Consider the following 21,570-nt stretch of genomic DNA (forward strand, 5'->3'; position numbering starts at 1 on the left):
ATAGAATTAGTCATATTTCAATGTGTGCTCTGTGCGCTATTATCGGGTTTAGAAAGTAGCGGTAATTGAAGTGTTAGCACGGTTGGGGAGCCCCACTGAAACTCAACCGTTGCATTAATGAGTTCAGCTCGCTCGCGAATGCCTTGAATGCCGTTGCCCTCTGTTTGGCAGTGGCTGTTACCATTATCAGTTATAACGAGATTCAACATATCGTTGGTACATTGAAGGGTAAGCGCTGCTTGGTTGCCCTTACTATGACGAAGAATATTCGTAGTCGCTTCTTTTACTATTAACGACAATTGGGTTTCTTGAAGGGGAGTAAGATGAGTGAAGCTGCTTTCGTCTACATCACTCACTTCATGAAAACCCTGCTCCGACAACTTAGCCATATTCTTAGCGATTTCCTGGCTAAAGGAAAGGTGTTTAATGCCACTTACCGTTTGCCTAATCTCACTGAGTAGTTGCTGAGACAGCTGCGCTAATGCTTTTACTTCCACTTGAGCTTCAGCTGTGCGGCCTTTAGACAGTAATTTATCGGCCACTTGAGCCTTCAACGAAATGCTGCTTAATGCATGACCAGCTACATCATGAAGATCACGGCCTATTCGTTCTCTTTCGGCAATGGCACTTAAGGTACCCAGTGCGGCAGCGTGCTTTGCTTCTTTTTGTTGAAAAAGCGTTTCCTTACGTTCCATATATCCAAAGCCAAATAGCACAGCGATATTGCTTCCTGCGCCAAGAAAGAAAAACAACCCAGTTGGGTATAAATGTACTTTCATGACAATGAGCGAAGCCGATACTATCAATAATAAAATAATGCCGGTACGTAAACGATAATAGTAGCCAACAATAAAGCTAATAAAGCCAAAAATCACCGTGCCACCAGGATTAACCAAGCTGGTGGTGTAGGCTAAAAAAAACATTGCAGTGAGGTAATAAGGTAAGCGATTTACAGGTTGGTTTACACACAACACATAAAGCAAAACAAAGGTGACAAAGCCGGTAAGAATAAGCGCCATTACCCAATTGGAAGGCGCATTTTGCATAAATAACATTGGCACAAAGTAAAACAGCGAAAATACCAAAGAGCTATAAGACCACTTTTTTTTGCGCCCGTCTGCCAGTAAGGGTAATACTGGCGATGGTAGGTTAGCAGAGTTTTTGCTAATGGCTACGCCGGAGTCTCTAGTGGCTATACCAGAACTGCTAGTGGCTATACCAGAACCGCTAGTGGCCTTGTCGCTGTTTTTTATTGAATTGCTATCCATCTAGGTATTTCGTCCTTATTGAAATACAACGGCAGACTTGCTGGTGATAAGCAAAGTACCTGAAACAATTAATATAATACCCATTGCGACATAGAAGTCGAAAGTTTGTTTCCATAAGATTACGGAAGCTGCGGTGATAAGGGCGATACCCATTCCAGACCATATGGCATAAGCAACACCCACCCCCATATGCTTGAGCACGGTAGCAAATAGTATTCCTGAAACCATATAAAATGCGATAGCCCCATAGCCGAAGTACCATTTCTCCCAGCCGTCTGAGGCCTTTAACAACAACGTAGCTGTTACTTCTGTGACAATGGCTAGGGCTAATAATAAGTAAGTCATAATTTCTCTCCGTAATGAATATGAACTTATTGTGGAATAGGGCTAGTAGTAGAGCGTGCTGACATTGATACGCCAGCGTTAGCCGAAGCTCGACTTACTTTTAGTGTTGTGCGGTTAATGGCACGATATCTTACTTCCAATGCCACAAGTGATATCAAGTAAACTGCCACAATAACTGCTGATATGGCTTCAATCCGGGCTTCTGGAAACACATACCAAGCAATGAGAATACCTAGGGTACGGGCGACAGTGTGAAAGTAGCCAACCCAGTGTTGAATAGCCCACGATAGCGGCATCCACATAAGCCCGGTAAGTATGCCAATACTAAGTGGAAGCGTAGTGTGGTCGATGGCGGCGACGGGTAGGGCGATGGCAAATACCAGTAACGCCATCGCCATGCCAATAAAGAACAAGGTGTCGAATTCTGTATTTTGGCGGTCTTTAGAAAAGAAACGTTCGCCAGTAAGGTAGGAAAGTCCTGAACCAATATAAAAAATAGCGCCCGTGCCAAGGTAAAGCATCCAGGTTTGTATTGCCTCGTTGAAAAAAGGCGATGCAAAACCAATCGCCGCCCAAACCAGAGTGCCTGCCAGTGGCATCGCGATAAAGCGGCGTTGTTTCATAATGTCGCGTTGTTGTTCTAGTGTTAGCGTTTGTGTTTTCATCACGATGCCTCTTTAGTTGATAAATAAAAGTGCGTAAGCAGTGATGAAAGTATGTAATGCGCGAGAAAATTTGGTTAGTCACAAAGGTAAGCAAAGTGACATGACATTTGTCATGAATAAGCTATGGGGTTGGATAAAAATGGTTGACGAGTGGCTCAGGGCATTAAGCGGACGGATTGTCAAAAAATCTTTTTGAGGTAAGTTTGATTGCTTATCGATCTGGACAAGCACCACATTTAGTTGACACTCATAAGTATTTATTGAGTTTTTTTATTGATCATATACCATTTCCAAACATATAGAATCATGTCAAAAAGAATATCGAATGAGTTTAATAAGCTTAGAAAAAATCAATGAGTTGTCTGCTTTTTTAAAGAGTTTTGAAAACATGTTTGGGTCATTGAAATTAAGAAAGACCCGTGGTGATAAGTGCTTCAAAGATGTTTTCGAGAACTGTCGAACTGATTTAGGCCTACTGAAGTTGCGACGCCATATGGCTGTTACAGAAGAAATTGAGAGCGATTTTGATCATGACTTAAGGCAATATGATTCTGACCTATCAACTTCTATCGATTGTTTGAACAATTTAATTAATCTACCTTCTAACAGTTTAGACGTTTGTAGCAACACTGATATTTCGCACATTAAAGCCATAATACGCAAACATAATAGGTTTCTATCTGAACATGGCCACTATCCCTGCCCAGATATACACCTCGTGTTAGATTGAATGAATTAAAAGTATTATTTCAATGTTTAGTAAAAGCAGCCTAAATAAATGAACGTTTATTTGGCAGTGTCGTTTTTTAACATCAGTTAGCATTTCTTGATCCAATGCTGACATTGAGGGACAAGCAACTCAATAAATGTAATTAGCAACTACCGTGATGGGAAAAAAGCGGAGTTGACTTAAATATCATTGTACGCCAGCTTCAGACAAAGAGCAGACACTGGCGACTTAACTTCTTGAATGATTACTTGGTGCCACAAATAGCAGTTCGTAACGCTTTGCTGAGCTAGTACAGCTGAGCATTGAAATATAGCCGGCTGAAGTTCGCACGCAACGAGCAAAAGCCAGTTCTTTTCGTCTATTCAAGCAAATTTTATATTGTCCTTGGAAACTCTCTCGCATCTCCGCCAAAAGTGAGCATTTTCAATGCCATGGCTTGTTGATCTCTATATATTGCTTGCAACCGCCGTTACCAAAGCCCACGGAGTGAGCCTCTGCTTCACTGTATTATCAGTCTTGCACGCTCTCGCAATTAACCCACATCTTTCGGCTTCTATCTGAGCTTAGCAAAGTGCAAGTGCCGCTAAACATGCTTATATCATCGAACCAGCCTTTAACCGCTCTCTCATTAACGGTGCAACCTGAAAATAATCTATGGTCGTTTTGTGCGAGCGCTTGCATTTGTCGGTCATAGGCACTTTCACTCATGCATATCACGCTGTTTGGCTTAATCGTTCTATTTCCAACATTGCTGCTTGTTGAGTGACCGCGTTGTTTGTTCGTTGATTGAGACGTTTCAAAGCTCTGATTCTTAAGAAGGTCCAATTCACGTTGCTTCGCGGCTATTTCTTCCTGCATTTTCCTTTTCTTTTCGTTGGCGGCCTTTTGCTCTGCGATTAAACGATCCATTTCCTTCGCTTCATTTTCCATCTCTTGTATTTCTTGCTTTTCATTTTCTCGCTTGCTTTTTAAAGCGGCTCGCATTGTGTCGGTATTATTTTCTATGCTCTGTATAGCGGCCTCAAATATAGACATGAAATGTTCATAGCTTCTTATATGAAAGAACTTGCTCTTAGTGTGTCCAGCCATTTCAAATTCAAACAGATACTCTGAAAATTCTTCTCGTTCAACAGGGTCATAATGAGAGTTCATTCTCCAGCGGTTTTCATAATACGTAAAAGCTTTTGCGAAGAGTGTTTTCTTCTGATTCTCATCACAAAGTGGAAGCATTTTTTGGTAAGTCTCGCCCCAGATGAAAGGTGAGTCTTTATACATGTCGTACATACTTTTAAGCGCTTTCTTGTGCTTCACGACCTTCTGCATATCACCAACATTTTTGACGCTTGTGAAATCAAAGTCTTGATATTTCATGGCCGTTTGAAGGAAGTCTATCGTGTTCGAGCCACCAAAACTAAAACTTAATTTTTCTGCATTACAGGTTAATCTCGCTGCATGCGATTGGAACGACATCAGTAGAAAAAAAGCTAAAACTAATAAACGCATATACCCATCCCTTTGTTAAACGTTATAAATTCTGGAGTGTTTCTATCGTGACAACTTAACACACGGCTTCTACAAATACTCTAAAGCATGCACGTCATTATTTCTTATCGTGGACACGCTGTTAAGCCTTCGCTTGGCCTTGTGGGATGACAATTTTGGGCATAATAGACCTATACCCATTTACGAGTTCGCCTTATGAAAACACTGCTCAACGTATACTTTACGATGTATCTTGAAGACAAAAGTGACGGTACCAACAAGCACAAGCCTAGCAACATGACTGTTGTGCCTCATGTAAGCACATCTAAGATTAGTGGATTGATGTTTGCTAGTCTTTCACAATTAAGGAATGAGGTAGGTGCATTTTTTTACAGATACGGCCTGAACGCTGTCACAGCATGGCGCCTTGATTGTTGAAACAGGTCTCGCTTGTTATCTGTCGCTCACAACTAGTGCTCCAAGGTCCTTCCCACGTACGTTTCAGTCTCACAGTGTGAGAGGCATCTTGAGACAAGATTCGGACCTTCAGATTTGAAATTCTAGACTTCGATTTGTGCCATTTCCGGACGTAGAGATTAAGTTATTTTAACGATTACTTTGTTCATGTAGCAGCCCTCCAATGGCTAAATGTTGTTTACTCAACTTTAGTCCCGATGTGCCTACTGTTGTCATAAAATTTGTTCTTTAAACGCAAAGATAAGCAGTGAGAAGCACCTCAATACCTGCAATAAATACAACCTTTTATTTATGTCTCGATATTCGTATTATTAAAATGAATCAGTTCTTGTGGTAACTAGAAGTATTCTCTAATAATAGTGATAGGAACAGCTTCGCCGGAGTTTACGCAAACTTTTACCGGTGATTCTTCAGTGCTTCGAATGTGAATGCTCCCAATACCGTATGCGTTAACTATCTCCTCTCCTACAATAGTTATTATTGAACCGCGAGGTTTACCAACTACTTTCATACCTGTGCCAACTATGACTTTTGCTCCTGTTTCCACAACAACATGATATTTTATTGAGCTAACAGCGTGATCACTAAACCATGACCAATTTTTATCAACAGACTTACACATCGGATAGTTTTCAGGATTTGCATTAGTAATTAGTGGTAAAGATAACAAAACTATACAAACTATTTTTTTCATCTAGCGGTTTCCTTATTGATAAATCAATATCAAATTTAGCTGAGAATTCTCAATATTTTTAAATGAACAGCGTTTGTTTCTTAAATCATAGCGTATACAAAGGGCATTTTTTTAACAGAAGGTTGTTTGGAACTTGCTGCTGTTTGTACAAATAATAATCATTGCATGAAGTCATCTTTGTTGGCAAATTAAGAGTAAAAGGGCATCGAAGGAATGATTTATGAAAAGTCTAAAATCGGCTATTTTGATTTTAGTTATCTCTACAGGTTTAACAGCCTGCGATTATTCAAGTGAAATCGAAACACTTAGGCAGACGGTAGACAAACTTGGTGAGGACGTCAAAGCGTCTACAAGAACGGCATCACTATCGATTAATCAGTTTGGTATCTATATCGATGAGTATCATAGCTCAGACCCTCAAAAACGTGCTGAAGCCAGAAGAATCATCCACGCTGTCTTTGGTGAAATTCCTGACAATGCGACTGTTGATGTGGAATTCACAGTTACGGTACAAAAGGCTTCAAATGGCTTACCTCTGGATGTTGATATTACCTTTATTGACTTAAAAGCCATTACCACAGAAGAGCTAGCTAGTGCTTTGCATCGAGGTTACGGATTTAATCCGGTCACGTTATCTGCCTTTCCTAGTCAAAATCAAGCTTCTGTAGAGGCCGTAAAACACCGAATAGATCACCTTATAAATCAATATATTAACTTTAGAAGGGATTTGTTACCGAAATGTTGGCCGAACCGTCAAGCCCCGACAGCGTCCATACAGTTCGATCGTGAATCGCAATTCTACAAAGAGTTGATGGATTGTTATGCCAACGAGAAAGAAAATGCCCTTGCTGGTGCCATTAAAGCCCTCATTGACCCCATGGAAGCAGTGCCTGCTCGCAATTCAGTTTCTCGCGATTATAGAGGGGGATTGTTTGCGGTGGTGCTGATACCAAAAGATCAGTTACAGCGCCAAAGCGATTTGATTATCTCCGGTTTGCATCACTTCAGAGGTGATCCTAACCGTCGTTTAGAAGGCTTCGAAGAGCAGGCTTTTAAAATTAATATTGAGCAAATGTTGGAACAATCTGGTCTGAAAATTGAAGGCGATCCACGCACGTTTGCATGGGCGCAAGTCCCTCTAAAGGTCGGTGACCAGATTTTTACGATTGTTGAATCCTCAAAAAATCAAATTAGGAAAGTACAATAGATAGAACCAGAGTTTCTCTTGCACAGCTAAAAAGCTCTTCAAGTAAAGACCAATGTAAACGTTGGGTAATGCGCTGTTCTGTTATATTACTTGAAGCCGCTCAATAGCTAATCGCGTTTTTCATAGGTGACTTGCAAAAACACATCCCAGTGTAGTGGCTCGCTAAATTTTGCCACTCATTCATTGCTAGTTGGTCATTTACTTCTCGTTACTTAAGCGAAATTAAATGGCTGCTTTGCCTTTCTAAGAATTACACACCTCAAAGCACCTACTAGCTTCCAGTTGAGGGAATTTATCAAGCTTCGCTTATTGTATTCAGCAGGCCATCGCAGAAGCACCAGTGATGGTCTGCAATTCACTCGTAGCCTCGATAAAAATTGCAATGAGCCAAAGCCGGTTTTACGTACGGAGCCGCCCAACAGCGTCAGAGGCATATTGAGACAAGGAGCGGACTTTCAACGCTTTGCTCACCGGCACATCCAGCGCAGCGACATGCAAAAATACGAAAGTAGCTGTCTGTTAAGGCATGCGGCAAGCTGTTAACCATTGAAGTCAACTATAACCAAAACGCCTTTCGCCGTGTCATATAGCACTAGCAACGCATAAACAAATATGCCAGTAACTATAGAGTTGAAGAGCAAAGGCATATTTTCGATTGTCTGAATTACCGGAGCAGACTTAACGGACAAAACAATTGTTGCGAGTATGATTAAGCCGATTTGCTCTTTTATAGATAGTAGCATATTGGTTCTTGTTTTCTTGAACGCCTCTGCATTACCATTTTTATCTATAAGGTCACGCATTTTGGTTAGTACAATTCCCATTGTGGCAGCGTTGACAGCCAGTAGTGCCACAAGTATTGTTACTAGGCTAGATTCGAAAAAGCCATAAAGAAATTTAGAGCCTAGCCAAACATTTAATAGCTCTACTAAAAAGCCAGTTCCTAAAGAAATAAATGATGTAGTAAATACCTGTTTAATCATTTAAGAAATTCTTTTATCACCGAAACCACTTCTTCTGCATTACCCTGTATTTCCATATCTCCAAGCTGGATTTCTTTAACCGTTTTAGATGTATGGTAGAGTTTTTTAACGCCATCGATTTTTAGGGAGATATTTCCGCCACCTTCACTACTATAGTTGACAAGGCCTTGCAACGTGCGATTGTTTTCCACAAGATGAAGTGGCGCTTCTGGATCAGACTCAATTTTTAATTTGTTTTTCGCTGAATTAGTTGCCTTTGCGAAATCTTTTAGATCGTCTGATAGTGAGCCAGATATGTTTGCCATGTTCGGAGTTATTATTTCAAACTCTACGGATTTGATTCTACCCTCATACTGGTGCAATAGAGACCAAAATTGTTGTTTTTCAAATAATGGCTCATGAATCGCACGTAGGTGGTGATTACTCAATTGAGGTGATAAGGAGTTAATAATCATTTTAACAACCACTTCGCAGGACGAGAATGCAGTAGATCTTCGTTGGACTGCAATGAACTGCTTTTCAGGATCATTCCATATTGCGACCAATATGGATGGCCAGTTATCTATGACCTCATCGCGAAAATCTTTGGTTTCGCGATGAATTGATCTATTGTGAGCAATTCTCAAAAGGAAGAAATCATCTTTTTCGTAAAGTTTCTTCGTTATCGTCTCATGCCTATTATCAGAGTAATTTTTCGTTCCATGGATGGCTTCTGAAAAAACTCGTTCTTCCGAGAAATTAGTTCCTTGATCGAACTAACTCCAGTCAATAAATTACCCTGAAGAAATCTATCGATTGGCAAAATCTGATATCTAAAAAGCTCGAATGATGTCGATTTCGTACTCATATCCTTCCTTGATGGTTAATGCCCACATTGCGGCTAGTATGGAGGGCATCGGAAAACCAGTCCTACAACATGCGCTTGTTAGCCTCCTTTTACACCAGCTTTACATCCTAGATTAGCACTTTTTCGACTAGCAGTTCTAGCGTAGATAACAGCCGCTCCTGAAACTCTTCTGTAATACTGGGGAGGCGAAGGTTAATCTTATTTTCGTTACCATAGAACAAAGTCCGATTCTTGAACGAATCAAATCGCCCTTGTTCGTCTTGGTCAGGGAAGAGCAGAAACTTTTCTACGCACTCACCATTTGATATCACCCGGTATACCTTGGGCATATCATCTATAAGACCGTTATGGATTAAATGATTACGAACTGTTTCAACTTCCGTAAGGAGTGGGCATTTCTCAAACAAAGTACCAGCCCGGTTATTGAGCGAAATTTTCTTACGGTCGCTATAAAGCGAATTCTTCGAGGCTAAACGTGGGTAAGAATCAAACTGTGTTTTCAAACACTCAAATTCGATAGCTAGTTTTGTCACGTAGTCAAGAAGACTATGCATTCTGATATAAGTAAACCCAAGTAACGCATATATCTTTGTAACAACCGGCGAGGTTACATACCGAACTCCATCTTCCTCTTTAATCTCTGGAAAAAACAGTTCCTCTAGATTCAAGGCCTGATAAAACTCTCCTTGTAACTGCATCACTTCCTTACTGCACTCCTGCACTCCGCTAACGAGCTTTCGACAGTCAAAAAGGTAAAGCGCTTTGTTTACCGGAAAGCTTGGTGGAAATTTTTCCAATAATTGGTTGAATACATCTTTTGAAACAGGAGCTTCTGAATTCATCCCTGCGGTCGATAAAAATTCGGGGGCAGTCATCAGGAAATTATAAAAGCTATCCAAGCTACCGAAAACTCGCTGAGCGAGAGCATCATGGAGGCGAACGCAAGCGCTGTCTATCTCATAAAGGCGATTGCCTTGATTTGGATACCAAGCCCCTTGGGGGTCACGTGCAAAGTATAACTTCCCCGATTGTTCAGGCGCTTCTGTTGGAATACCGTTTAACGATAAGTATAGATTTTGCATTTTTGCCATAATTTAAGGGGGAGGTTAACGCCGCAATAAATGGCGCGTAAGTGGGCGCTGTTTTTACTGGCTTTTTTTTGCAAGAATCGTGACAGCCGTAATGCGTCCGTTCTCATTGCCTTGTTAGGCATTGTACTTCTTGATAACAAAATAACACATTGAAGTGCACATGTTTCGACCTAGACGAACAATTTCAGCCTCAGTAAAACCGAATGGGATATGCGAGCCATTACTAATAAATGTGTACACGGACGCCAAAGCATTTTCATCTTTCTGATCTATAAAGTTATTGGTTTTCAGATACCCTAATGATGGTCCCCAAGTGTTGCCTGCTCTTGCTGTAGTAAAACCTTTTTCTAGTGCTATTTCTCTCACAAGCGTTTCAAGTGCAATACGAATATTAGTTAAACTGCCATTGTAATCTGGTTGTGCTTTTACAAAATCATCAGCTGATGCTTTTACTGAACGTATTATTCCTACCTTATTTTGTAAGGATGAAATTTCAAGTTCATTTATTAGTGCATCTTCAACTGGGTCAAACCCGATAAAATTTGGGTCTAATGCTTTAATTGATTTATCTTCAATTAAGTATCCATCAAGTAATAAAGATTTTTCCAATATTGAAAATTGGTCATCAAATTTGTATTTTGGGGACGTATAGTTTCTTAGAGTTCTACTGGTCTCGATTACTTCAATAATCAACTCTGAAAGAGTTTGCTCGTCTGCAGACGTTATTTCATTACTAATGCCAGCGGGTGAAGAAACTTCTTGTGGTTCAAAGCCAAATTTATCAAAAATAAGATATGCAGTCGGGCTATCAACAACACTTAAAAGTTGTGCTAATGAGAATTTTGTTCGTCTAGATACTTGCATACTGCTCCTGAAAACTGAAGATGCCTAACAGCTTATTATTAAGACTTCATAGTAACACCCGATCCTACAGAAAAACCATATTCTCTTTTTTTTGGGGTATAGGAAATGTCCGCTTCACGTACACAACGGACTGTCAGGTATAGTTAATTCGGTTATTGAAGTGTAGGTTTAAATCCCTGATAACCCCTTGCTAAACACAGTCATTCGCTTTATCTGAACAGTAGCACTTACCCGTGCTACCTCAACTCACCTGCTTTTTAAGTCGCTTTTTTAAAACTGAGTCACCATCGGTTTTTGATAACATTAGGCTGTCGGTAATACTAAGCAGCGCAACTACTGCCATCATCGCCATAGCAATTTTGAAGTTGATAAGCGACGGATCACTACTTGAATTACCCACCATCAGTGAAGCAACGGCCAGCATAAGCGCAGAAATGGTGATCCCCATGCCACGGTTCATTTGCATGAGTATTGCACCCAGTGTATTGGCATCGCGCATTTTATCTTTTGGCACATCAGCAAAGGCGATAGTGTTTAGTAAGGTTAAATGCATCGACCTATTCACACCGCTAACAAATAAGATAACCGCAATCACAACCGATGAACTTTGTTGAGTAATTAGCGATAGCGCCACAAAACCCAGTGAGATCATAATGCCATTTGCGATAAGCACCCGCTTAAAGCCAAAGGTGTTCATTATCCATGTGGTAGCTGGCTTAATGGCAATATTGCCTACAAATAGCCATAGTAATAATGTGCCCGCTTCTACCGGCGAGTAACCCATACCTAATTGCAGCATAAGCGGCACCAGAAACGGCGCACTGCCTAGGGCAATACGTACCACCGAGCCGCCGTACATCGACAGTCGAAAGGTACGAAACTGCATAGCTTCAAAAGAAAACAAAGGTTTATCAGCACGGCGAATATGAAATACTGCAGTTAACAATAGTAAAAGCCCAAACACGGTCACCACAGCGCCCAATAGGGTGGAGGTGCTGTGACCAGCAAATAGTTCTATACCGGCCATAAAAGAGGCAAAGCCAATGCCGGTTAGCAGAAAACCTACCACATCAAACTTACCTACATTGGCGGTGAAGTTCTCAAGCAAATAAGCGGAAGCAATAAGCGCGAATATACCTAATGGCACATTCATAAAGAATATCCATTGCCAGCTCAAGTGGGTGGCAATCCACCCCCCTAATACAGGGCCAAGAATAGGGGCACTTAACGCCGGCCACGTGATAATAGCCACGGTTTTAACTAGCTTTTCTTTGGGTAAGTCTCGCAGCACCACTAAACGGCCTACGGGCACCATTAAGGCGCCGCCAATACCCTGCATAATGCGAGACAAGGTAAAGCTAGTTAGGTTAGTGCTAATGCCACACAGTATTGATGCCACCACAAAAATAATAATGGCAGCCATAAAAACGTTACGGGCACCAAATTTGTCGGCAACATAACCACTTAGCGGAATAAAAAAGGTAACGGCAACAAGGTAGGCAGAAACGCCAATAGAAAGCTGGGTTGCTGGCACGCCAAAATCAGCAGCAATAACGGGAAGCGCGGTGGTGATCACCGTGGCATCCAGAATTTCCATAAACAAGGCCCCAGCAACCAGTAGGGCCGTTGCGGTATCGCGACTAAATGATCTCAAATGCGCGCACTACGCGGGCTACACCCGTTATGTTCCTTGCGATATCTACAGCGGCATTAGCTTCTGCATTGGTTAATCGGCCCATTAAGAACACTTCAGAGTCTTGCACTACCACCCTAACCTGCAATGCAGGCACGCGTTCATCGGCCACTATCTTGGTGCGGACTTTTGAGGCTAGCCAAATATCGTTGGCTTGGGTGCCCGCGCCAATAGGCTCGCCAATGCGAATTTGATTGTGTATTTTCTTAAGGTAATCGACTTCTTGAGCCCGTCTAACCGCTTCATCAATTAACGCTTGCGTGGGGGCTTGGCCAGTAAGCAAAGCAATGCCGTTATACATATCTACTTGTAGATTGGTTTGCTCTTTAAGCGCTTCACTTTTAGACCACTGATAAGCTACAGAGCGACCTGCGTTTTGGTCATCAAGTTGAGTCCCAACGGTGCGTCTGTCGTTCGCCACTTTTGCTGCCATGGCACCCGCAGCACCAACCGCTACCACGCAGCCCTGTAATTGCATTACAAAAAGTAGTGATACAAGGGTAATACTTAACGTTTTAACTCGTTTCATAAATGGGTAAACGTTATTCGTCTCCAAGGTCGGCTGGGAATAAGCTGTCATCAATGCATTCACATAAGTTGTGAATAACCAACAAGTGAACTTCCTGAATACGGGCAGTGCGGTTAGAAGGCACACGCACTTCAACATCGTGCTCGCTTAAGAAACCTGCCATTTCACCGCCGTCTTTTCCGGTAAGGGCAACAATGGTCATATCGCGTGATAAAGCAGCTTCCATGGCGGCTATTACATTGCGTGAGTTACCACTGGTTGATATAGCAAACAAAATATCGCCAGACTGACCTAAAGCACGCACTTGCTTAGCAAAAATTTCGTCGTAGCTATAATCGTTGGCAATTGAGGTAATAGTAGAAGTATCAGTACTTAACGCAATAGCAGGAAGGCTAGGGCGGTCGCGCTCATAGCGGTTAAGCATTTCAGAAGAAAAATGCTGTGCATCACCTGCTGAACCACCATTACCACAGCTTAAAATCTTATTGCCGCGAATTAGCGCTTCAACCATCATCATGGCTGCTTTTTCAATTGATTCAGGCAAAATTTCAGATGCAGCAATTTTGGTTTGAATACTTTCAGTAAAGTTCGCTTTAATTTGTTCAATCATACTTCTTTTCTCTGCATTTCAGGATATCAAGCAATCTCAATAATGAGTGCACATCACGCTGTAGGAGGTATGGCTTGAGAATTTGGCGCAGTCAGTACTTAGGCTTCCGTAAACCCGCTGTGAACCCATCCATGGGAGCTCCGCCGCCGCATCCGTGCGGCGGAGGGTTTACTACAGCCTAAGTACTACCTACACCTATTCACCAGCATACCTAACAGCTACGCGCGGCTTATCCAATATTTTTAAGCCACTGAAGGTCGCTTCCGTCAATGGCGATAACGTCTATGCGTAATGGGGTAGACGCGGGATTAAGCTTATTATCTAACAAATAGAACGCAAACGCAGCCTGAATTCGTTGAAGTTTCTTCATTGTGACAAATTCGGCAGCGTGACCATACTGCGATTGTTTGCGAAACTTCACTTCTACGCAAACAATGGTGTCACCATCTTGCATAACGATATCAAGTTCACCACGTTTAGTTCGGTAGTTACGACAACGTAATGTAAGCCCTTGTTCCTCTAAGTAATCAACAGCCTTGTTTTCTGCTGCATTCCCTTGCAATACGGACAATGTTATTTACTCCATTAGCATTTGCACGCGCTCGTTACGAATAACGGCTTGAGGTAAGTTTCGTTCTACTTCGCTGTTTTTGTTCAGTGTAAGGGTGCCGGTTAACCCGTCGAATGTTATGTACGACAGGGTGTTTAACATCCCTAATTGAGGAAGTAATTCGTAAGCGTCTACACCAAAGGCGAATAGTCTATTTTGCAATGTACTGCGATCGGGCCAGGTTTGCTTGGTTTCTTGAGCAAGTTGCTGCCATTTATGGTCTGGCATCATCCATGGCATGTCGATAAAGCGAACGTTTTGTAAATCACGCCACTGGTTCTTGCCACTGTTGTAGTCCATTGAACGAGAGGTCGCATAAACAGGCACTTGTTTTCCATCGTACGGGTTTAAGCTCGCTTCAATAATGGGGTTAAGAAGTTCGGTATCTTGCGGCGACGCGAATGCAACAATGGCATCAATGTCTCGCCTGCTGCGGGGCATGTTGTAGACTTCTTCGTTCGTCATGTATTCAATTTGGTTAATACGCTGATTACTTTGCGCTACATCTAAAGCTTGGGTAATACCTTCTCGTAACGATTCACTATCGTTGAACGTTACTGAGGTAATATTGGCCTTTCGGGCTTGCGCTTCTTGTTCGTGCAAGGTGTTCCAACGGGATTTAAACGCATCGTTCATACGCTGGTACAAGTTACTTTGTGCCGCAATAACGATAGGGGCTCTAAAGCCTTTACTATAAATAAACTCTGCAAGCTGATTTGCTTCATCTTCCGGCGCAAGGGCGAAATAATTAACGGCCGGTGCTGCGCTGGAAGGCATTTCAGATTCAGCGTTAACGGCTTCTGGGATTAAAGGCTTTGAGTTTGAAGGCGCAGAGTTTACTGAGGCTGAGCTCTCTGAAATTGTCGGCATTTCGTCTGGGCGGTTTAACGCTAGCATGTTTACGCCAGGGGGTAACGCTGGTATTAATTGCTCAACGGTTTCTTTTAGTAGCGGACCCACTATAAATTTAGCGTCGCCAATGGCGGCGACCATGGTTTGTGTATCGGCGTTGGTGGTATCTACAAACCGAATGGCAGGCAAGCTATTTGGGTTGCTGCTTCGTTGAAGCTGTTGGTAATAGCCCGCCATAATGCCATCCTTCACTGCTTCACCAGTAGCCGCCAATCTTCCGCTTAACGGCAGTAGCACGACGAGTTCGCGAATTTGAGGGGCAGTTAGTGCCTGCGCTAAGGCAACATCCTTGGGTAAATGCTGTGCCAACATATGGCCTGCATAAACCTGTTGGTATTGCGCAATTGACCGATTCAATTGCTGCGGGTTTCGCGCACTTTCAATGGTTAATTGACGAAGGGCAAAGAAGGGTTGCAGCTCAGGGTACTGGTTTTCACTTTGCGCAAGTTCATCTCTAGGTATTTGGTTTAATAATGACCAAACCTTAGCAACTTTTTGTTCGTCTTCTAGCTCGGTAGACAAAACGCTATTGGCCGCTTTAGCCCACAAACCTTGCTTGGCATAAAGGTCTGCTTCCAGCGCCGCCAGTTTGGCAACAAGGGCAGGGCTAGTATTCACATCTTCCAGCATTGCTGTAAGTTGTGCCGGTGATGAAGAAGGGTCGTTCTGATATGCCATCGCAACATGTATGGCGTAGCTATCTTGCAATGAGGTAGCTACACCATCTTGTTTCATTTCAAACAAGATTTGCTGCGCTAAAATAGTATCGTCTTGCGCGATATAAAGGCCTACTGCATCTAGTAGTAAGGTATCTCGCTTCACTTTATCTCGAGTTTGAAGCCATACTTTTTTGGCTTCTACCAGCTTGTGTTCTGGCGTGATATGTTGCTTTACTGGCGCTTCTACCGGCTCAGTATTGATAATCTTAGGTGCCGAGGTGGGTTCAGGTGTGCTCCCGCAGCCTGCTAAATATAGCACGCTGGTGGCTGTCGCCATTGCAAAGGTAATGCGCTTTGTAAAATGTCCAATGTGACCCACAGTCTGTTTCCTTTCACTTCGTTTAACGGCAAGTAGCGGCAAGTTTATCCTAACCACGATGAAAATCTACGTTTGCCGACGTAAACTAGCCCAATGGCGTGGTACACTTTCTTTATTATTCGTTATTTTTATTGTTTATATGACCAATTTCGCCACCTTGTATATCGTTCCTACACCTATCGGCAACCTTGATGATATTAGCGCCCGCGCTATCGAGGTATTAAAACAGGTTAACTGGATTGCTGCGGAAGATACACGACACAGCTCTCGGTTGTTACAGCACTTCAGTATTTCTACACGTACCTTATCGCTGCATGATCACAATGAAGATAAACGTACCGCGATGCTGGTACAGCGCTTAAAAGACGGCGAATCTGTGGCGTTAATCAGCGATGCGGGCACGCCATTAATTAGCGATCCTGGTTTTGTATTTGTTAGGCGCTGCCGAGAAGAAGGTATTCCTGTTATCGCATTGCCAGGCCCATGTGCCGCTATTACCGCGTTAAGTGCTTCTGGGCTGCCAACAGACCGATTTATTTTTGAAGGCTTTTTACCGGTAAAAACACAAGCTAAAGACAACCAACTTGCCGAACTAAAAGCGCGTACTTGCACGAGCGTATTTTATGAAGCACCGCGCCGTATTTTAGCCACAGTGAAAGACATTGCCCGTGTGCTAGGAGACAGACACATAGTGGTCGCCAAAGAGCTTAGCAAAACCTTTGAAACCTATGTGAGTGGTACGCCGGGTGATGTTATTGATTATTTAGAAGCAGACGCAGCCCACCAAAAAGGTGAGTTCGTGGTGATGGTGTCGCCAGCTCAAGTGAATTTATCTGAAATATCGGCTGAAGCCATGTCGCTTTTAACCACGTTATGTGACCACATGCCATTAAAGAAAGCCGCAGCAGTGGTGGCTGAGCATTATGACTTGAAAAAGAATGCCTTGTACCAAGCTGGGCTAGACGCAAAAGGTGCGAAAGACGCTGATTGATCTCAGACCTATGGGTTAAGGGTACCTATCTAAACAATATAGTTAACACACAATAGGCTTAGCGCATTTTGCACTATCGCTTATCACGTTAAGTGTAAGGTTGGAGGATAGTTATGAGTCAGCAAGTTTTGAAAATTGAGATGCCAGAGGGTAAATGGGTTGTCGATATTTTTGGTAAATCCGGCGATTCCGGCGAGTACGATTTAATTCACCCTAATACGCAGGTGAAGTTAGCCTTAGCCGATGAAATGCATGGGTTTCGGTATAATCTTACTGGCCCTGAAGGTACGCCATTTGCTATTTATCTTGATGATACGGTTATCGCGGAAGGCACGGTTGATAAAAGCCAGAATCTTAACGGTACAGGCATTTTATAAAATAGGTTTTTATCCACTACGCTGTATTCAAACGTCATAAATAGAAATGCCCGCTGGCGTTAACGCAGCGGGCATTTATTTTTTAGTTAAAAGGCGCTATCTACTGCTTACGACAAGCGGCCTTTAAAGTCTTCGTAAGAAAATTGGCGAACAATTTCGAACTCACCGTTTTTACGTAAAATACCAATGGCGGGGTGTTCAACGCCGTTGAAGAATGATGTTTTCACCATGGTGTAATGCATCATGTCTTCAAACTGAACCCGATCGCCGGCTTTTAATGGCGCATCAAACGAGTAAGTATCAATAACATCACCGGCTAAACAGGAATTTCCACCTAAGCGATAGTCGTAGGCTTTCTCGCCAGGTAACGCTGCATTTAAAATCGTCGGCCGATAAGGCATTTCAAGTACATCAGGCATGTGCGCCGTGGCTGAAATATCTAAAATGGCAATATCACCATCATTGTTTACTACATCCACGACCTCAGCAATTAGCGGCCCTGTTTGCCACGCGACGGCAGAGCCCGGCTCTAAGATAACGTCTAAATGCGGGTAGCGCTGTTTAAAATCGCTAAGGGTTTTAATCAGGTGGTCAACATCGTAACCTTCGCTAGTCATCAAGTGACCGCCACCTAAGTTTAACCACTTTAACTGACCTAGGTAATCGCCAAAGCGTGCCTCTATTGCTTTAAGCGTACGTTCGGTAGCAAATGAGTCACACTCACACAAGTTATGACAATGGAAACCGTCAATGCCCGATAAACCTACCCCTTCGAGCTCACTTACTCGAAGCCCCAATCGCGACCCCGGCGCTGCGGGGTCGTAAAGCGGGGTATCTGCTTCTTGATGCTCTGGATTAATACGCAAACCCAGAGACACGCCCGCAAGCGCATCTTTGTGAGTTTGCCATTGTGACAGACTATTAAACGACAAGTGATTCACCAGCGTAGCCAGCTCTTCTATATCCGCCTTTTTATACGCAGGAGAATAGGCATGGACTTCTTTACCCATTTCAGCGGCTAATTTGGCTTCCCATACCGAACTTGCGGTTGCGCCATGTAAATAAGGTTTAATGATGTCGAAGCTCGACCACATTGAAAACCCTTTTAAAGCCAGAATAATTCTAACGCCTGACTCGTCTTGTACACGCTTCATCAACTCAAGGTTTCGGATGAGTTTTTCCTCTTCCAGCACATAGCAAGGAGAAGGGATATCTGTTCGTTGCGTTAAGTCTGCCAACCTTTATTTGCTCCAGTTACAGTGTTCTATTACTTAGTGAATGGGCTGCTATCACACTCAAGTACATGCCATGGAAGGCCATGCTCGTTAAGCATATCCATGAATGGATCTGGATCGAATTGTTCCATGTTCCAAACACCGTTTTCTTTCCAAGTGCCATTTAGCATTAGCGCTGCACCAATCATGGCCGGAACACCTGTGGTGTAAGACACCGCTTGTGCACCAACTTCATCGTTACACTTGGCATGTTCACAGTTGTTGTAGATGAAAATGGTTTTTTCTTTGCCATCTTTTATACCGGTAATGTAAGTACCAATGCAGGTCATGCCGGTATAACCTTCAGCCAGCGAACCTGGGTTGGGCAGAACTGCCTTTAAGAACTCTAAAGGCACCACTTTTTGGCCTTGGAATTCAATCGGTTCAATGCTGGTCATGCCAACGCCTTCTAATACGCGAAGGTGTGTTAGGTATTCATCACCAAATGTCATCCAAAAACGCGCACGTTTTAGAGTAGGGAAGTGCTTAACCAAAGATTCCAATTCTTCATGGAACATCAAGTATGACGCGCGCACACCAATATTTTGGTAATCCAAATCTTCACGCACGCTGAGTGGATCGGTTTCTTTCCACTCGCCATTTTCCCAGAAACGACCACGTTGAGTAATTTCGCGAATATTGATTTCAGGGTTGAAGTTGGTAGCAAATGCTTGACCGTGATCACCACCATTACAATCAACAATATCCAAATAGTGAATTTCGTCGAAATAGTGCTTAGCAGCGTAAGCGGTGTACACGTTGGTTACACCTGGATCGAAACCACTGCCTAACAACGCCATAATGCCAGCGTCTTTAAATTTCTGCTGGTAAGCCCACTGCCAAGAGTATTCGAATTTTGCTTCGTCTTTTGGTTCGTAGTTTGCGGTATCAAGGTAATCAGTATTGGTTGCTAAACAAGCATCCATAATAGGCAAGTCTTGATACGGTAGCGCAAGGTTAATTACTAGGTCAGGTTTAACATCGTTAATAAGCGCTTCTACTTCTTTGGCGTTATCAGCATCAAGAGCGAATACGCCTTTAACGCGGTCTGCACCTACTTCATGTTGCAAGGCTTCACACTTAGACACAGTGCGGCTGGCAAGAAAAATTTCGTCAAAGTGTTGAGGTAAACGTGCACACTTTTTTACGGTTACTGAGGCAACGCCGCCAGCACCAATAATTAAAACGCGAGACATAATAATTAATCCCTAAATAAGCTAATGAATTTTGGGCTGAATGCTAGCAGACGATACCAAATTGGCAAGCAAAGACAGCATAGGTTCGACAAAAAATAGTCATCGTAATCACAAGGAAAACGAATAAGCGCAATTTATACGCGATAACGCCTATTCTGGCATTGTATTGATGGGAGGGGAAACCACAATTTTGTCGCCCACACGATAATAAGGATAGAGTAAAAGTTTTTCCTCGTCATTGGGGCACGCAGCGCTGATGGCGATAGCATCTAAACGAGTGTGTTTTTGCGTTTCAACCGTCGCGGCGTAAACGAGAATACTGTAACTTTCAGAGTCTGTGGTAGTGTCGATGATTCGCCACTGCAAACACTCTATAAGCTGACTTTCGTCGATACGATAATGGGTTTCTTCGCTAAACAAACAACCGACTTTGCCATTTTCATAAATAGCCGCGAAGGGATAGAAAACGGAACTGGTAGAAAGTACCAGTTCGCATAACTTGAGCGCCCTAGAAACCAGTATGTTTAAAGGGGGTGGTAAGCTACTTGTTCCTTTTATCATGGTGCATCTCCTAACAGTTATTGCGTTTGAGCGGTAGCTATGAGTAACGCGAAGCTAGATACAACCAGGCTGTGCTTTTAGATATACACCTTCCACAGCCTTGATATTAGGTTAAACGAATGTGTGGGTCTATAAGATCAAGGGGTTTTATTTTTTCTGGCACCCTGAATTCCGCCAGTGTGAACGATGATAAGTGTCTGTCCTTTTTCAATTGTCCTTTTTTCACCTACATTGGTCGAGGCATTGGTTGAAGCCAAAGTGGCTAGCAAGTGCTTAAGTGCCCAAAACACCTTTCCAGAGTAAACCCCTTCAATTTCAAACGGCATTGTTCGATTGAAGTTTTCACAGAATGTCTTCAAGTACGGGGGTATTTTCCCATATCCACCACAATGAAAATCATGATTGATGCTGAAGTGGCTTTTTGAGCGAGCGCTAAGGGCTGATGCATGAGTGGGTGTAGAAGTATGAGCAAGATTAAGTGCCCGCCCCGGCTCAATAAACTTTTCTACGAGTCCTTCTAGGTATCCTTCTCCTTTTAATACGCCAATGCCAATAGCGTGTTGGTGGGGTGATAATGCAGAGGTTAACCCTGCCAAGGTCGCGCCACTGGCAACAGGAGCAATAATACGGTCGAAAGGGATATCTATTTCGTTTACGACTTCTTGCACGCCTTTTAGCGCCGCCATTTGGCTGCCACCTTCAGGAATAATCAACGCATCGGGAAACTGAGTTCGTAGGCTTGCTAAATAAGTAGGCTCATCCCTTTGCTGATAGGTTTTTTTATTTACGTAGTGAACTTGAGCGCCCCATTTCACTAAATCCTGAATCATTGGGCTGGGGTGTTTTGTGTAGTCGCCGCGAATAATAGCGTGAAAAGGCACATTTAGCTGATGACATAAATAACCTAAAGCATGCAGATGATTGGAAAACCCACCGCCAAAACTGACTACTGAGGAAGGTAGCTGGGTTTTCAAATCCGAGCGTAAACCCGCCTGCGAATTTAAAGCCATTTCTTGGTGCGGCAAAAGAGCAAACGCGTACTTTAATTTACGCCATTTGTTGCCTGAAATGATGGGATGTATTTTATCGTCCCGCTTAACAAACATTGATACATGTTCAGCCCCCT

Annotated in this window: 21 protein-coding genes; 3 read left to right on the forward strand and 18 right to left on the reverse strand. The window is 42.9% G+C overall.

Annotated elements, in window-relative coordinates; translation table 11 throughout:
- Positions 1-17: 17 nt before the first annotated feature.
- The 5 genes from AMBT_RS01745 to AMBT_RS01775 all read right to left on the reverse strand — a co-directional run bounded on the left by AMBT_RS01745 (position 18) and on the right by AMBT_RS01775 (position 5,661).
- The gene (locus AMBT_RS01745) at positions 18-1,268 is read right to left on the reverse strand and encodes a sensor histidine kinase (protein WP_013782846.1); all 1,251 of its coding nucleotides are present in this window, start codon (positions 1,266-1,268) and stop codon (positions 18-20) included.
- Positions 1,269-1,283: 15 nt separating this feature from the next.
- Positions 1,284-1,613 (reverse strand): DMT family transporter, encoded by a 330-nt coding sequence (locus tag AMBT_RS01750; RefSeq protein ID WP_013782847.1) that lies wholly within the window; start codon positions 1,611-1,613, stop codon positions 1,284-1,286.
- Positions 1,614-1,639: 26 nt separating this feature from the next.
- The gene (locus AMBT_RS01755; RefSeq protein ID WP_013782848.1) at positions 1,640-2,278 is read right to left on the reverse strand and encodes a DUF7010 family protein; all 639 of its coding nucleotides are present in this window, start codon (positions 2,276-2,278) and stop codon (positions 1,640-1,642) included.
- Positions 2,279-3,518: 1,240 nt separating this feature from the next.
- Positions 3,519-4,511, reverse strand: coding sequence for a coiled-coil domain-containing protein (locus AMBT_RS01765; protein ID WP_013782851.1), 993 nt, complete (start codon positions 4,509-4,511; stop codon positions 3,519-3,521).
- Between the two features lie 793 nt (positions 4,512-5,304).
- A complete protein-coding gene (locus AMBT_RS01775; protein ID WP_013782853.1) occupies positions 5,305-5,661 on the reverse strand; it encodes a hypothetical protein in 357 nt (118 codons plus the stop codon).
- A gap of 220 nt (positions 5,662-5,881) precedes the next feature.
- Between AMBT_RS01775 and AMBT_RS01780 the strand changes: the two genes are divergently transcribed.
- Positions 5,882-6,868, forward strand: a complete 987-nt coding sequence (locus AMBT_RS01780; RefSeq protein ID WP_013782854.1) for a hypothetical protein — start codon at positions 5,882-5,884, stop codon at positions 6,866-6,868.
- 539 nt (positions 6,869-7,407) lie between these two features.
- Here AMBT_RS01780 and AMBT_RS01785 read toward each other — a convergent pair.
- The 9 genes from AMBT_RS01785 to AMBT_RS01825 form a co-directional block, all read right to left on the reverse strand.
- On the reverse strand, positions 7,408-7,851 hold the full coding sequence (locus tag AMBT_RS01785; RefSeq protein ID WP_013782855.1) for a hypothetical protein: 444 nt from the start codon (positions 7,849-7,851) through the stop codon (positions 7,408-7,410).
- On the reverse strand, positions 7,848-8,477 hold the full coding sequence (locus AMBT_RS01790; protein ID WP_013782856.1) for a hypothetical protein: 630 nt from the start codon (positions 8,475-8,477) through the stop codon (positions 7,848-7,850). The genes AMBT_RS01785 and AMBT_RS01790 overlap by 4 nt, the downstream gene beginning before the upstream one ends.
- Positions 8,478-8,805: 328 nt before the next feature.
- A complete protein-coding gene (locus AMBT_RS01795) occupies positions 8,806-9,780 on the reverse strand; it encodes a hypothetical protein (protein WP_202945450.1) in 975 nt (324 codons plus the stop codon).
- Positions 9,781-9,903: 123 nt separating this feature from the next.
- Positions 9,904-10,653: a hypothetical protein gene (locus AMBT_RS01800; protein WP_013782858.1), complete on the reverse strand. Its 750-nt coding sequence runs from the start codon at positions 10,651-10,653 to the stop codon at positions 9,904-9,906.
- A 241-nt stretch (positions 10,654-10,894) separates the two neighbouring features.
- A complete protein-coding gene (locus tag AMBT_RS01805; protein ID WP_013782859.1) occupies positions 10,895-12,250 on the reverse strand; it encodes an MFS transporter in 1,356 nt (451 codons plus the stop codon).
- A 43-nt stretch (positions 12,251-12,293) separates the two neighbouring features.
- Positions 12,294-12,875, reverse strand: a complete 582-nt coding sequence (locus tag AMBT_RS01810) for a BON domain-containing protein (protein WP_013782860.1) — start codon at positions 12,873-12,875, stop codon at positions 12,294-12,296.
- Between the two features lie 13 nt (positions 12,876-12,888).
- Positions 12,889-13,485 (reverse strand): phosphoheptose isomerase, encoded by a 597-nt coding sequence (locus tag AMBT_RS01815; RefSeq protein ID WP_013782861.1) that lies wholly within the window; start codon positions 13,483-13,485, stop codon positions 12,889-12,891.
- 229 nt (positions 13,486-13,714) lie between these two features.
- A complete protein-coding gene (locus tag AMBT_RS01820; protein WP_041452467.1) occupies positions 13,715-14,056 on the reverse strand; it encodes a YraN family protein in 342 nt (113 codons plus the stop codon).
- Between the two features lie 6 nt (positions 14,057-14,062).
- Positions 14,063-16,045, reverse strand: coding sequence for a penicillin-binding protein activator (locus tag AMBT_RS01825; RefSeq protein WP_013782863.1), 1,983 nt, complete (start codon positions 16,043-16,045; stop codon positions 14,063-14,065).
- Positions 16,046-16,184: 139 nt separating this feature from the next.
- Here AMBT_RS01825 and rsmI point away from each other — a divergent pair, with 139 nt between their 5' ends.
- Both rsmI and AMBT_RS01835 read left to right on the forward strand, forming a co-directional pair.
- A complete protein-coding gene (gene rsmI / locus AMBT_RS01830; RefSeq protein ID WP_041452691.1) occupies positions 16,185-17,036 on the forward strand; it encodes a 16S rRNA (cytidine(1402)-2'-O)-methyltransferase in 852 nt (283 codons plus the stop codon).
- 113 nt (positions 17,037-17,149) lie between these two features.
- Positions 17,150-17,413, forward strand: coding sequence for a hypothetical protein (locus AMBT_RS01835; RefSeq protein ID WP_013782865.1), 264 nt, complete (start codon positions 17,150-17,152; stop codon positions 17,411-17,413).
- Between the two features lie 107 nt (positions 17,414-17,520).
- On the opposite strand, the gene nspC is transcribed toward AMBT_RS01835, so the two are convergent.
- From nspC to AMBT_RS01855, 4 genes are all read right to left on the reverse strand, one after another.
- Positions 17,521-18,651, reverse strand: a complete 1,131-nt coding sequence (nspC, locus tag AMBT_RS01840) for a carboxynorspermidine decarboxylase (protein ID WP_013782866.1) — start codon at positions 18,649-18,651, stop codon at positions 17,521-17,523.
- A gap of 29 nt (positions 18,652-18,680) precedes the next feature.
- On the reverse strand, positions 18,681-19,883 hold the full coding sequence (locus AMBT_RS01845) for a saccharopine dehydrogenase family protein (RefSeq protein ID WP_013782867.1): 1,203 nt from the start codon (positions 19,881-19,883) through the stop codon (positions 18,681-18,683).
- Positions 19,884-20,033: 150 nt separating this feature from the next.
- Entirely contained in the window at positions 20,034-20,444 is a 411-nt protein-coding gene (locus tag AMBT_RS01850; RefSeq protein WP_013782868.1) for a hypothetical protein, read from the reverse strand.
- A 137-nt stretch (positions 20,445-20,581) separates the two neighbouring features.
- Positions 20,582-21,550 carry a 1-aminocyclopropane-1-carboxylate deaminase/D-cysteine desulfhydrase gene (locus AMBT_RS01855; protein ID WP_013782869.1) on the reverse strand — a complete coding sequence of 323 codons (969 nt, stop codon included), beginning with the start codon at positions 21,548-21,550 and terminating at the stop codon, positions 20,582-20,584.
- Positions 21,551-21,570: the final 20 nt, after the last annotated feature.

The sequence above is a fragment of the Alteromonas naphthalenivorans genome, from assembly GCF_000213655.1.
GTDB lineage: Bacteria > Pseudomonadota > Gammaproteobacteria > Enterobacterales > Alteromonadaceae > Alteromonas > Alteromonas naphthalenivorans.